This is a genomic window from Kitasatospora gansuensis (assembly GCF_014203705.1).
GTDB classification, from domain to species: domain Bacteria; phylum Actinomycetota; class Actinomycetes; order Streptomycetales; family Streptomycetaceae; genus Kitasatospora; species Kitasatospora gansuensis.
On sequence record NZ_JACHJR010000001.1, the window covers coordinates 7,307,710 to 7,320,018 of the forward strand.

11 protein-coding genes are annotated in these 12,309 nt (G+C 69.7%); 4 read left to right on the plus strand and 7 right to left on the minus strand.

Annotated features, from left to right (window positions below):
* Nucleotides 1–99 precede the first annotated feature (99 nt).
* Nucleotides 100–372, minus strand: coding sequence for an HNH endonuclease (locus F4556_RS39820; protein WP_376775763.1), 273 nt, complete (start codon nt 370–372; stop codon nt 100–102).
* A 475-nt stretch (nt 373–847) separates the two neighbouring features.
* Between F4556_RS39820 and F4556_RS32925 the strand changes: the two genes are divergently transcribed.
* A complete protein-coding gene (locus F4556_RS32925; protein ID WP_184922693.1) occupies nt 848–1,240 on the plus strand; it encodes an SHOCT domain-containing protein in 393 nt (130 codons plus the stop codon).
* Nucleotides 1,241–2,489: 1,249 nt separating this feature from the next.
* Here the strand turns inward: F4556_RS32925 and F4556_RS32930 are convergent.
* Together F4556_RS32930 and F4556_RS32935 are read right to left on the minus strand one after the other, a co-directional pair.
* Nucleotides 2,490–2,768 carry a hypothetical protein gene (locus F4556_RS32930; RefSeq protein WP_184922695.1) on the minus strand — a complete coding sequence of 93 codons (279 nt, stop codon included), beginning with the start codon at nt 2,766–2,768 and terminating at the stop codon, nt 2,490–2,492.
* Nucleotides 2,765–3,544, minus strand: a complete 780-nt coding sequence (locus tag F4556_RS32935) for a phytanoyl-CoA dioxygenase family protein (RefSeq protein WP_184925588.1) — start codon at nt 3,542–3,544, stop codon at nt 2,765–2,767. The genes F4556_RS32930 and F4556_RS32935 overlap by 4 nt, the downstream gene beginning before the upstream one ends.
* 140 nt (nt 3,545–3,684) lie before the next feature.
* Between F4556_RS32935 and F4556_RS32940 the strand changes: the two genes are divergently transcribed.
* The 3 genes from F4556_RS32940 (at nt 3,685) to F4556_RS32950 (ending at nt 7,260) form a co-directional block, all read left to right on the plus strand.
* Nucleotides 3,685–4,530, plus strand: a complete 846-nt coding sequence (locus F4556_RS32940; protein WP_184922697.1) for an AraC family transcriptional regulator — start codon at nt 3,685–3,687, stop codon at nt 4,528–4,530.
* 30 nt (nt 4,531–4,560) lie between these two features.
* A complete protein-coding gene (locus tag F4556_RS32945) occupies nt 4,561–5,514 on the plus strand; it encodes an expansin EXLX1 family cellulose-binding protein (RefSeq protein WP_246511152.1) in 954 nt (317 codons plus the stop codon).
* Nucleotides 5,515–5,751: 237 nt separating this feature from the next.
* On the plus strand, nt 5,752–7,260 hold the full coding sequence (locus F4556_RS32950; protein ID WP_184922699.1) for a non-reducing end alpha-L-arabinofuranosidase family hydrolase: 1,509 nt from the start codon (nt 5,752–5,754) through the stop codon (nt 7,258–7,260).
* Between the two features lie 77 nt (nt 7,261–7,337).
* Here F4556_RS32950 and F4556_RS32955 read toward each other — a convergent pair whose 3' ends face one another.
* The 4 genes from F4556_RS32955 to F4556_RS32970 all read right to left on the minus strand — a co-directional run bounded on the left by F4556_RS32955 (nt 7,338) and on the right by F4556_RS32970 (nt 12,094).
* A complete protein-coding gene (locus F4556_RS32955; protein WP_184922701.1) occupies nt 7,338–8,738 on the minus strand; it encodes a GH1 family beta-glucosidase in 1,401 nt (466 codons plus the stop codon).
* Nucleotides 8,739–8,791: 53 nt separating this feature from the next.
* Complete coding sequence (locus F4556_RS32960) at nt 8,792–9,694, minus strand: carbohydrate ABC transporter permease (protein WP_184922703.1); 903 nt, start codon at nt 9,692–9,694, stop codon at nt 8,792–8,794.
* A 17-nt stretch (nt 9,695–9,711) separates the two neighbouring features.
* Entirely contained in the window at nt 9,712–10,698 is a 987-nt protein-coding gene (locus F4556_RS32965) for a carbohydrate ABC transporter permease (RefSeq protein ID WP_184922705.1), read from the minus strand.
* Between the two features lie 94 nt (nt 10,699–10,792).
* Nucleotides 10,793–12,094 carry an ABC transporter substrate-binding protein gene (locus F4556_RS32970; protein WP_184922707.1) on the minus strand — a complete coding sequence of 434 codons (1,302 nt, stop codon included), beginning with the start codon at nt 12,092–12,094 and terminating at the stop codon, nt 10,793–10,795.
* Nucleotides 12,095–12,309 lie beyond the last annotated feature (215 nt).

Here is a 12,309-nt window from a genome sequence, read left to right on the forward strand (position 1 = left end):
TGTAATGGCGCGGATGAGCACGCTGACCGGCTCCCGCCGGTGCCGCCAGCGCGTCGCGGCGTCGAGGGTGCGGTTGCCGTGGCCAGTGATCCCGCGCAGTCACAGCATGGTCTGCACGGCCGTGCGCTCGGCATCGTGCGGGACACCGAGTAGGTCTAGCCGAATCACGGCCCACCGCTGACCGAGACTCAGCTTCTCGGGAACGGCGCCGGTCCACTCGGCGTCCCGTCCGAAATTGCACCGAGTACACGCTGCGCGGAGGTTGTCCAGCTCGGAGGTGCCCTCGTCGGCCCGCCGGACGATGTGGTCCACGGTCGTCGCGGGCGCCTCGCAATCATTGATCTGACAGCGCCACCCATCGCGGTTCAGCACGGCCAGCCGCGGCTTGCGTTACTCGCGCGTTGTTACGTCCCACGGGGGTTGGGTCTTCGCTCTGTCCGGCGTCGCCTATGACGAGAACGGCCTCAAGCTCACCGCTCACGGCCTCCGCGCCGCTGGCGCCAGCATCGCCGACGAGAACGGCGCATCCCCCACCGACCTGTGACGGCAGGGCCGCTGGTCGCCGAACTCCAAGGTCGCCGACGGCTACGTACGCCCGCACTGCTCTGACCGTCCTCTCGAACGTGGCGCAGCCGCACGTCGATCGGCATCAGGCCGTAGGTGAGATGGCCTCACGCGGCGGGAACAGAGCGAATACGATGCCTTCACCTGCGAGCGGAGAAGGAACGAGATCGTGGCGATAAGGGTTCAGACAGGCTGTCAGAACTGCTCGAAGTGCACTGGGTCTATGGTCGGCAACGCGGGCCGCGCGGCTGGTCGCGCCGGAGCGGCCACGATGACCTTGGGCATGTCGGAGCTGGTGGCCCGCAAGTGCCGCGCCTGCGGGCACCTCCAGATGCTCCACGAGTCGACAACAACGGTCGTGCAGCAGAACGTCCAGGTGGCGCCTCAGCCCTACCCGGTTTACCAGCCGCAGCCTCCGTATCCGGCTCAGCCCTACCCGGCGCAGCCGCCGTACTACCCGCATCCCGTGCAGCCGCCCCAGTACCCGGCGCAGCCGTCGTACCCGCAGCAGGCTCAGTATCCGGCGCCTCCGCAGTACCCGGCTCCGCCAGTGCCCCCGGTGCAGCCCACCGACCGTGCAGCCCGGTTGAGGGAGCTCCAGGATCTCCGGGACCAGGAGCTCATCACTGAAGAAGAATTCCAGGCCCAGCGCCAGGAAATCATCCGCAGCATCTGACCAAATTCTCATCCTGAATCCTGGACGGCAACCGACGTGAACGACCCCATAGTCGTCGCCGAGCTCGTGCACGAGGCGGAAGCCGCACCTAGGGGTCGGCGCGCCAGCCTCGCGGTCGTCCCCGCACTCGCGATCGGAGCCGCCCTCCTCGGCGCCGGGGTTGCGATCGGCGCGCTTCTTCCCACTGCACCCGCCGATGGTGCCCGCGTTGACGCACCAACAGTAGTCGCGACCAGCCAGAGCCCGATGCCCTCCGCTACGCCAGACGCGTACAGTGCAGGCCGCACCTATGGAGCTTCGCTCTATCAGCACAAAGTGACTGGGATGCTTGATAGCTACGCCGAGGCCGCGTCGCTCTGTCGCGCGATCAAGAAGCCCGCCACCACTGACTTGTACAACTTCGTCAGGGGATGCGCTGACGCCCTCTCAGGGCAGTAGTTCCGGGCCGAGGTACCAATCGCCGGACCAGCGGGCCGATCACGTGCTCACAACGGGATGTACTCAATGGGTAGTGGCTGGGGTGCGGCCTTACGGTGGCCGCAGGGCGCCGACCTGGCTGAGAGGCCAACCGATGAGCAACGACAAGATTGCGTACCTCAGCCTACGGAGTGCTGATTGGGACGCGGATGCGGCCAGTGAAGGAGGTCGTCCGGCTCGCGCTGGGCCTGGAGACCAAGGAGGACGACAGGTTCCACTCCGAGAAGGCGTCAGCATGTCTGGACGCCCTCGGCCTGCGCGTCTTCGGCCTCACCCCCTTCACTGACGGCGGTGCGCTCATCCGCCACGACCGTGAGACCCATGAAGAAGGACACCGCGCGACGCCACGCGCGGGACGCCTGACTGAGTCCGGTGCGTGGCGCGGAGGGGCGGAGCCTGCGAAGGCCGCAGCCCGGTCAGGGTGGCCAAGGTAGGCGCGCGACCGTCCAGCATCTCGCGGAGGACTGGACTACGTCCGATCCTCCTGCAAAACCGCTGCGCTGGCTGGTCACTGTTTTCCCATGGCCTCTTCCAGCGCCACCAGCACCTCGGATCGACCACCATCCCCGCCGCGTGGTGGTGCGCGCGAGCCACCGTCGAATCCACGCTGACTAGTGACAAGTCCGCCTGACCGCGCCAGGCGGCCTCCGCGCTCAGCGCCTTCATCAGCGCGGCGAACATGCCCGAGTCACGCGGCCCGAGATCCGCAAGACGACGCACTGAACCAGGCGCGGCCACACTCACCAGGCAGGGGAACCCGGTCTCAGCAGCTTCACGTGACGATCCGTTCGAAGAAGAACTCGTGCTTGAGGAAGGAGACGTCGTACTCGTGGCCCGGGTACGGCGGGATCAGCTGGGCGGCCTGGAAGAGTCGCCAGCCGTCCCGGAGCGCCGCCACTCCCGTCTCGTACGGCGGCTCGTCGCTGTCGCCGGTGGTGGGCGAGGTGCGGCCGGTGCCGTCGTACCTCGACCAGCCGACGACGTGGGAGTCCAGCGCCGAGTCGGACAGGTAGAGCACCAGCACCTGCTGGCGTGTCGAACTCGTCGTCACTTCGCTGTCTCCTTCGGGCGGTTGGTGGCCCTGGTCACCCAGTGGTCGAGGTCGTAGCCGTCGTCGCCGGTCAGCTCCCGCCACAGCAGGATGCGGTTGTACCGTTCCAAGCGGCCGGTCGCCCCCTCGTACCACGGGAACATCGCGTCCAACTCCGCGTCCACCTGCGGGTCGTGGAGATCCGAGGTGTCCCACAGCCGTTGTTGACGCACCGTCGGGTTGAAGCGGATCTTGAACATGTAGCGCAGCGTGTCGCTGTCGTTGCGCCGGCCCCCGTGCCAGAGGCCGTGGTGCAGAAACACCACCGTCCCGGCCGGGCAGACCAGGCGGTCCTGGCCGCGCAGGTTCTGGTAGCGGCCGGTGTCCGACTCGTTGGTCCGGCGGAGGTGGCTGCCCGGAACGCTGAGGGTGCCGCCCATCTCCAGCGTCACCGCCTGCGGGTAGTACATCAGCTGGACGTCGAAGGCATCCGGCCGGACGTCGATGACGGCGTCCCCGTGCAGGGCCTGGGCGTCGCCGCCGTGCGGTTCGCGGGTGTGCACGAAGTGGTGGTCCACCCACGGCTCCGGCCCCACCAGGCTGTGCAACGCCCCGGCTACCTGGGGTAGTTCGAGCAGTCGGCGGACGAAGGAGCCGTCCGGGTAGGCCGTGGACACCGGTGTCCCGTACGGTACCGGTGGCACGTCGTCCGCCAGTACCCGCAGGCCCTCCGCGTTCAACTCCGCCGGGACCACCGCGTCCAGCCGCAGCGACCCGCGCGCGACGAAGCGCGCCATCTGTACCGAGCTGAGCAGCTCCTGTTTCTTCTCCACGGCGGCCACGCTAGGCCCGGCCACCGCCTCGCCGGGTGGGCCGTGTTCACCCAGTGGTGGTCGATTCTCACCATGCTGCGGGCGCCGTGGTAGAACTCCTGACCATGCACACGGCCCTCGCCCATCTCGACGAGCCTCCTACCCTCGCCGCCGTCGGCATCGGCGTGCACGGGCCGGCCGGCCGGGTGGAGGTGTTCTCGCTGCCCGACCTGTGGCAGCTCCATCTGTACGGCTACGACGCCGACTTGACGGTGGACGGTACCGAGCACACGATCCGCCCGGGGCGGGTGAGCCTGGTACCGCCCGGGACCGAGGTTCGCTACCGCTACCGGGGGCGCTCCGAACACCGCTACGTCCACTTCCGCCTGGGCACCGGGGGAGCGCCCACGAGCATCCCGGTGATCCAGTCGGCCGGTCCCGAACTCGCCTTTCTCGAAGCACAGTTGCAGCAGGCGCTGACCGCCTGGCCGCACACTCCGGCGCGGGCCGTGGCCGAGGTGTGGGGCGCGCTGTGGCGGATCGCCGGGCTCGCCCCGGCACGGGAGCGGACCGCGCAGGACTTCCATCCCGCGGTGGCGGCCGCGGTCGCCCTGATCGAGGCGCGGCTGACGGAACCCCTGACGGTGCCGGAGATCGCGAAGGCGGTCGGTGTCTCCCACAACCACCTGACCCGGCTGTTCCGGGCCGCGACGGGGGAGACGGTGGTCGGCTACCTTCGGGCCCGGCGGATGGAGCGGGCCCGCCACTTCCTGTGCGCGACCACGCTCTCCATCCCCGCCGTCGCCGCCTCGGTCGGCATCCCCGACCTGCAGGCGTTCAACAAGACCTGCCGCCGCGAACTCGGGGCGTCCCCACGCGGCATCCGGGCCGCCCGGCCCGTTCAGGCGGAACGCTCGTCGGCCCAAAAATACTCGGCAACCTTTCCGCCACCGGCGGCAACAGTGCACTGAACCATCGGCTCGACCCTCCGGACGGACGACATGCAGACAGCACGGCAGACACGGCAGGCCACCCGGCAGCGCAAGCGCTCACGCAGGCTGATGTTGGGCACCACGGCGGTGCTGAGCGTGGTGGGCCTGCTGGTCTGCCTGGCGATGGTGCTGCTGCGCCCCGACTCCGGGGTCGAGGCGGCCCCGGTCGCCGCTCCGATCGCCGGCACCGAGGCGACGGCGTCGCCCGCGCCAAGTGCGGCTCTGCCGACGGATGTTGTGAGCCCATCGGTGACCCCGACCCTGACCCCGAGTGCAGTCGTGACCTCCGCCACCGCGAAGCCCTCGCCGACGGCAAGCTCGCGGACCTCGGCCGCCACCGTGCCGTCGGGCGGACGGATCCAGCCCAAGGCCAGCTACAAGGGCGTTGCCACCGCCTACGAGGCCGCCGACGGCAACGGCGCCTGCACCTTCGGGCCGAGCGACGACCTCATGATCGCCGCGATGAACAGCACCGACTACGAGTCGTCGAGGGCCTGCGGCGCGTACGTCCTGGTCCAGGCCGCGAACGGCGCCTCGATCACGGTCCGGATCGTCAACGAGTGCCCGCTGCCCTGCGCACCGGGTCAACTCGACCTCAGCCAGCAGGCCTTCGCCAAGCTGGCCGATCTCAAGGTCGGCCGGATCCCGATCACCTGGAGCCTGCTGAGCCCCGGCAGCACCGGCGCGCTCTCCGTCCGGTACAAGGCCGGGTCCAGTGCCTACTGGTGCGGCATCCAGGTGATCAACCACCGCAATCCGGTCGCCCGGCTGGAGGTCCGTACCGCCGCCGGCTGGCGCCAACTGCCGCGCACCGCCTACAACTACTTCCTCGCCGCCGACGGCAACGGGTGCGGCGGCTCGATCAGGATCACCGACATCTACGGGGAGCAGCTGACGGTCGACGGGATCGCGGTGAAGGCGGACGTCGTGCAGCCGACCAGGGTCCAGTTCGCCGCGCACTGACGTGAACGGTCGGGGCGAGCTTGTGCGCGAGTACTTGACGGCCACTCACACCCCATGCTTTTCTCCCTGCAGCCGTTGTTCGACGTTCAAGTTGTTAGCGCTAACAAAGCGCGGGAACTCCGGTATCCCCCACCCCGCAGGGGCCATGTCTTGCCGCCGTCTCGGACGCGCCGTGCCGATGTGCACGCACCCGAGAGGGACTGACCCCTGCCCACGTCCACCCCTAGGAGGGTGCAGATGAACGCTCTCGGTAGATCTCCACGGACCTCGGCACGACGGGGTTGGCGCTCGCGCCTGGCCGCCGTGCTCTCGGTGGTCTCCCTGGCCGGCTTCCTGGTCTCCGTGAACACCACCGCCGCATCCGCCGCGTCGGTCGACACGGCCAAGTGGTACGTCCTGGTCAACCGCAACAGCGGAAAGGCCCTGGACGACTACAACTTCGCCACCGCCGACGGTTCGTCCGTCGTCCAGTGGACCCGCTCCAGCAACGAAGCCCAGCAGTGGCGCTTCCTGGACTCCGGCAGCGGCTACTACCGCCTGCAGAACCGCAACTCCGGCAAGGTCCTGGACAACTACAACTGGTCCTCGGCCGACGGCACCGACGTCGTCCAGTGGAGCGACCTCAATGCCACCAACCAGCAGTTCCGCCTCGCCGACTCCACCGACGGCTACGTCCGCCTCGTGAACCGCCACAGCAGCAAGGCCCTTGAGGTCCAGGGCGCCTCGACCGCCGACGGCGGCAAGATCGTCCAGTACGCCGACTGGGGCGGCAGCAACCAGCAGTGGCAGCTCGTCCCTGTCGCCGACACGGGCGGGGGCACCGGCACGTGCGCTCTTCCGTCGACCTACCGGTGGACCTCCACGGGTCCGCTGGCGGAGCCGGCGAACGGGCAGCTCGCGCTGAAGGACTTCACCACCGTGAAGTACAACGGCAAGAACCTGGTCTACGCGACCACCTCCAACGGATCGTCGTGGGGCGGGACGGCGTTCACTCCCTTCACGAACTGGTCGGACATGGCGGCAGCCACCCAGACCGGGATGAGCGACGGCGCGGTGGCTCCCGAACTGTTCTACTTCGCGCCCAAGAACGTCTGGGTGATGGTGTCCCAGTGGAGTCAGTGGCCGCTCTACTACCGCACGTCCAGCGACCCGACCAACCCCAACGGCTGGTCCGCCAAGCAGCCGCTGTTCACCGGCAGCCTCCCCGATGGCCCCCAGGGTCAGAAGGAAGCCCCGATCGACCCGACCATGATCGCCGACGACCAGAACATGTACCTGTTCTTCGCCGGTGACAACGGCAAGATCTACCGGGCGAGCATGCCGATCGGGAATTTCCCCAGCAGCTTCGGCTCCTCGTACACGACGGTCATGAGCGACACCGCGAACCTGCTGTTCGAGGCGCCGGAGGTCTACAAGGTCAAGGGCCAGAACCAGTACCTCATGATCGTTGAGGCGCAGGGTACGAACCGCTACTTCCGCTCGTTCACCGCCTCCAGCCTGAACGGTCCGTGGACCGTCCAGGCCGGCAGCGAGAGCAGCCCCTTCGCGGGCACCGCCAACAGCGGTTCCACCTGGGCCCAGGGCGTCAGCCACGGTGACCTGGTCCGCGACAGCCCCGACCAGACCATGACCATCGACCCCTGTAACCTGCAGTTCCTCTACCAGGGCCTCCTCAAGAACGTCCCGGCAGGCACCGACTACCTGAGCCTGCCGTACCGCCCGGGTGTGCTGACCCTGCAGCGCTGACCCGCCTGATCCCACCCGAACACGCCCGCGCCGCCGACTGGCCCCACGTCGGCGGCGCGGTGCGTTATGACGCGGCGTCAGCCGAGGGTGCCGCGGCGGATCACGTCGGCGTACCAGCGGGCGCTGGTCTTCGGGGTGCGCGCCAGGGTGTCGTAGTCGACGTGGATGATGCCGAAGCGCTTCTCGTAGCCGTACGCCCACTCGAAGTTGTCCAGCAGGGACCAGAGGAAGTAGCCGCGGACGTCCGCGCCGCCGGCGATCGCCTCGGAGACCGCGGCCAGGTGGTCGCGGACGTAGGCGGTCCGCTCGGGGTCGTGGACGCTGCCGTCGGGGGAGACCGTGTCCTCGAAGGCGGCGCCGTTCTCGGTGACCAGCAGCGGGAGGCCGAACTCGCGGTGCATGGCGAGCAGGGAGTCGGACAGGCCGGTCGGGTCGATCGGCCAGCCCATGGCGGTGACGTTGTCGTTGGCGAGGTGGAAGGCGACGTCCTCGGCGCCGGGCCAGGGGGACGGGCCGCCGCCGTGGCCGTCGTGGCGGGGGAGGTCCTTGGCGTTCTCGGCGCTCGAAACCACGGTCGGGTTGTAGTAGTTGAGGCCGAGCAGGTCGATCGGGCGGGAGATCTCGGCGAGGTCGCCGTCGTGGACCAGTTCGTCCCACTTGACCAGGTGGGCGGTGTCGGCGAGCAGGTCCTCGTCGTACCGGCCGTGGAACATCGGACCGGTGAAGATCCGGTTGCCGACGGCGTCGATCCGGCGGGCCGCCTCCAGGTCGTCGGGGTGCGAGCTGTGCGGCCGGACGGCGTGCAGGTTGAGTGAGACGGCCAGCTGGGCGGTGCGCGGCAGGGCGGCGCGCAGGGCGCCGACGGCGAGGCCGTGGCCGAGGTTGAGGTGGTGAGCGGCCTTGAGCGCGTCGGCCGGGTCGGTCCGTCCCGGGGCGTGCACGCCGGAGCCGTAGCCGAGGAAGGCGCTGCACCAGGGCTCGTTCAGGGTGGTCCAGGAGGACACCCGGTCGCCGAGGGCCTCGGCGGCCAGCGCGGCGTAGTCGGCGAACCGGTACGCGGTGTCCCGGACCGGCCAGCCGCCCGCCGACTCCAACTCCTGGGGCAGGTCCCAGTGGTAGAGGGTGGCGAGCGGGGTGATGCCGTGCTCGAGCAGCTCGTCGACCAGCGCTCGGTAGAAGTCCAGCCCGCGCTCGACGGCCGGGCCGCGCCCGGTGGGCTGGATCCGCGGCCAGGACAGCGAGAACCGGTAGGCGGTGAGGCCGAGTTCGGCCATCAGCCGGACGTCCTCGCGGAACCGGTGGTAGTGGTCGACGGCGGTGTCGCCGGTGTCGCCGCCGGCCACCTTGCCCGGGGTGTGGCTGAAGGTGTCCCAGATCGACGGGGTACGGCCGCCCTCGGTGACGGCACCCTCGATCTGGTAGGCGGCGGTGGCCGCGCCCCAGGCGAAGCCGGCCGGGAAGGTGTGGCTGACGGTCATTCGGATGGCTCCAAGAGGTGTGGTGATGGTGGGGCGGCAGATCTGACGGACGGTCAGCCCTTCAGTGCGCCCTGGGTGATGCCGCCGACGATCTGCCGGCCGAAGACGGTGAAGACCAGGAGCAGGGGCAGGGTGCCGACGAGGGCCCCGGCGGTGATGACGGACCAGTCGGTGGACCAGCCGGTGCCGAGCCCGGCCAGGGCCACCTGGACGGTCGGGTTGGTGGCGCCGTTCATTGCGATGATCGGCCAGAGGAAGTCGTTCCAGGACTGGACGAAGGCGAGCATCCCGAGCACGGCCATCGCGGGCCGGGCGATCGGGACCACGACGTGCCAGACCACCCGCAGCGAGTTCGCGCCGTCCACCCTTGCGGCTTCCAGGAGTTCGGTGGGCAGGGCCTGGCTGAGGTACTGGCGCATGAAGAAGACGCCGAAGGCGGTCACCAGGGTGGGCAGGACGAGCGCGCCGAGCTGGTTGCCGAGCCCCAGGTGCTTCATCAGGATGAACAGCGGGACGATGCTGACCTGGGCGGGCACGGCCATGGTGGCGACCACCAGGGCGAGCAGCGCGCCGCGGCCCGGGAACCGGAGCTTGGCGAACGCGAACCCGGCCAGCACCGAGAACGCCACGGTACTGAGCGCGACGGTGCCCGCGACCAGGGTCGAGTTGAGCAGCGCGACGCCCATGCCGCGCGCCCCGGCGTTGTTCCAGACGTAGCCGATGTTGTCGAAGAGGTTCCCCCCGGGCAGCAACGGCGGCGGCGTGGAGATCACCCGGTGGCCGTCGGTGGAGGCCGCCACCAGCGTCCAGTACAGCGGGAAGAGTGAGGCGAGGGAGACCAGGGCCAGTACGGTCAGGGCGAGCGGCCCGGCCCGGTGCTGGCCGCCCGCGCCGAGGGAGCGCGGCCGGCGCCGGCGCGCGGCGGTGGGGGAGTGCTGGACAGGGATGGTGGTCATGTCGGCGTCCTTCCCGCTCAGTTGGCGGAGCGCAGGCGGCGGGCGATCAGGGTGTTGGCCAGGCCGACCAGCAGGAGCAGACCGAACATCGTCCAGGCGATGGCGGAGGCACGGCCGAGCATGCTGTGGTGGAAGCCGGTGTCGTACATCAGGATGCCGAGGGTCTCGTACTGGTGGTCCGCGCCGCCCTGGTGGCCGCTCTGGCCGCCGAACAGGTAGGGCTCGCCGAAGAGTTGGGTGGCCCCGATGGAGGAGACCACGACGGTGAACAGGATGGTGGGACGCAGCTCGGGGATGGTGACGTGGCGGAACTGCTGCCAGCGGGAGGCGCCGTCGATGGCGGCCGCCTCGTACAGCTCGCGCGGGATCGCCTGCATCGCGGCGAGGTAGATCAGCGCGTTGTAGCCGGTCCACCGCCAGATCACGATCACCGAGACGGCGAACTGCGAACTCCACGGGCCGGCCTCCCACTGGACCGGGCCGGCACCGACCAGACCCAGCAGCCAGTTGGCCATGCCGCCTTCGGGGCTGAAGATCAGCGCGAAGACCAGGGTGGCGGCGGCCACCGAGGTCGCGTACGGCGCGAGCAGGGCGGTGCGGAAGAAGCCGCGGGCCGGGAGCTGGTAGTTGAGCAGGTGCGCGAGGCCGAGTGCGGCGAGCAACTGCGGGACGGTGGACAGCACGCCGAGGGTGATCGTGTTGCGCAGGGCGTTCCAGAAGAAGTGGCTGGGCGGGCCGAACAGCAGGTCCCAGTAGTTCTGCAGCCCCACCCAGTCGGCCTGGTCCACGTTGTAGAGGCTGACCCGGTGCAGGGAGAGCCAGCCGGTGTAGAGCAGCGGGAACAGGCCGAAGGCGGCGAACACCAGGAAGAACGGCGCGACGAACAGGTAGGGCGAGGCGGCGCGGTCCCAGCGGTGCAGGCGGCTCGTCCTGGCGCGGGCGGGTGGGTCCGTGGGCGGTGATCCTGGTGGGTCGGTTCGGTGGGTGCGGGTAGGGGTGGCCACTGGGGTCCTCCGTGCCGGGTGCGTCGTCGCGCTGTACTGGAAGGGGTTCTGGAGGCCGTACGGGCCGGGGCGCGGCCCGTACGGCGCGGCGGGCCTACTGGATGGTGCTGGTGATCTGCTTCAGGGTGGCGGCCCAGGCCTCGTCGGCGCTCTTGTGGTTCTGCTCCATCAGCAGCACGCCGTTGCTGAACGCCCCGTGCAGGGTGCCGTGGTGCGGGCCGGTCTCGGCCGGGGTGATCGCCTTCGCGGCGGTGGAGAAGATCTGGCCCGTCGGGGCCTTCGGGCCGATGTACGGGTTGGTGAAGTCCGTGACGCCGGGCAGCGTGTAGGCCTTCTGGTTGGCGGGGATGTTGCCGACCTTCTGGAAGACCTTGGCCTGCTGCTCGGGCGCGGTGAGCCAGGCGGCCAGCGCCTGGGCCTGCGCGACGTGCTTGCCGGAGGCCGGTACGGCGAGGAAGGAACCGCCCCAGTTGCCGGCGGCGGGCGCCTGGGCGATGTTCCACTTGCCGGCGTTGCCGGGGCCGGAGAACTTCTCGATGTTGGCCTGCTGCCAGGACGGGCAGACGGTGGTGGCGAAGGTGGAGTTGGAGAAGGCGGTCTGCCAGGGGGTGTCGAACTCCTTGAGCCCCTGGGTGACCCCGGCCTGGACCGCCTCGGCGGCCAGCTTCCAGCCCTGCTGGACACCGGCGGAGTCCTGGTAGGCGACCTTGCCCTTCCGGTAGTACTGCTCGGCGTTGGAGGAGACCACGCCGTTGTACAGGCCGGAGGCGGTGTCCATGAAGAAGGTGCCCTTGGGCGCCTTGGCCTGGTACTGGCGGCCCGCCTCGACGTACTTCGCCCAGTCACCCGCCCAGAGCGCGCTGACCGCGGCGGGCTCGGTGGGCAGGCCGGCCGCCTGGAACAGGTCCTGGCGGTAGCAGATCGCCATCGGGCCGACGTCCGTGCCGAGGCCGATGGTCTTGCCCTGGGCGGTGGTCGCCTGCTGCCACTTCCACGGCAGGTAGGCGTCCTTGTCGACGCCCTGAGCCTTCGACAGATCGGTGAACGCGCCCGCGAGTTGCTCGGAGCTGGCCAGCGCGATCCGGCTCAGCTCCAGCGCCTGGATGTCGTCGAGCCCGCCGCCCGACAGGCGGGTCTGCAGGGCGGTCCAGTAGTCGCCCTCCTGGGTGGTGGTGTTCTCGGTGATGGTGATGTTCGGGTGGGCCTTCGAGTACTCGTCGAAGAGCCCGGCCTCCTTGTAACCGAAGGTGCCGAAGTCGCCCACGCTGAGCGTGATCTTCGCGTTCGGGTCGTCGGAGCCCGTTCCGGCGGAGGAACATCCGGTGGCCAGCAGCGCGGTGAGTGCGGCGGCGGACACCAGGGCGGCGGTTCTGCGGGAACGGCGGTGCGCGGACATGGAATCTCCAGGAAAGGGGTGGGTGTGCGGGGTGGCGCGGCGAGGGCCCGGAGGGGCCGGAGCGCAGAGATGTGGGAGCGCTCCCAGGCGGCGGAGTGAAACCTTGCTCTCCCAGGTGAAGGGCTGTCAAGGGGTGATCTTCGCGGCCGCCGAAGGGCCGCGGGCCCGGGTGCGGGCAGGGCGGATCACCGCACCGCGCACGTGGCGGTGCGGTC

Coding starts and splice junctions, on each gene's coding strand:
- F4556_RS32925 (WP_184922693.1), top strand. CDS start 848: ATGTCGGAGCTGGTGGCCCGCAAGTGCCGCGCCTGCGGGCACCTCCAG.
- F4556_RS32935 (WP_184925588.1), bottom strand. CDS start 3,544: ATGGCGCGCTTCGTCGCGCGCGGGTCGCTGCGGCTGGACGCGGTGGTC.
- F4556_RS32940 (WP_184922697.1), top strand. CDS start 3,685: ATGCACACGGCCCTCGCCCATCTCGACGAGCCTCCTACCCTCGCCGCC.
- F4556_RS32945 (WP_246511152.1), top strand. CDS start 4,561: ATGCAGACAGCACGGCAGACACGGCAGGCCACCCGGCAGCGCAAGCGC.
- F4556_RS32950 (WP_184922699.1), top strand. CDS start 5,752: ATGAACGCTCTCGGTAGATCTCCACGGACCTCGGCACGACGGGGTTGG.
- F4556_RS32955 (WP_184922701.1), bottom strand. CDS start 8,738: ATGACCGTCAGCCACACCTTCCCGGCCGGCTTCGCCTGGGGCGCGGCC.
- F4556_RS32960 (WP_184922703.1), bottom strand. CDS start 9,694: ATGACCACCATCCCTGTCCAGCACTCCCCCACCGCCGCGCGCCGGCGC.
- F4556_RS32970 (WP_184922707.1), bottom strand. CDS start 12,094: ATGTCCGCGCACCGCCGTTCCCGCAGAACCGCCGCCCTGGTGTCCGCC.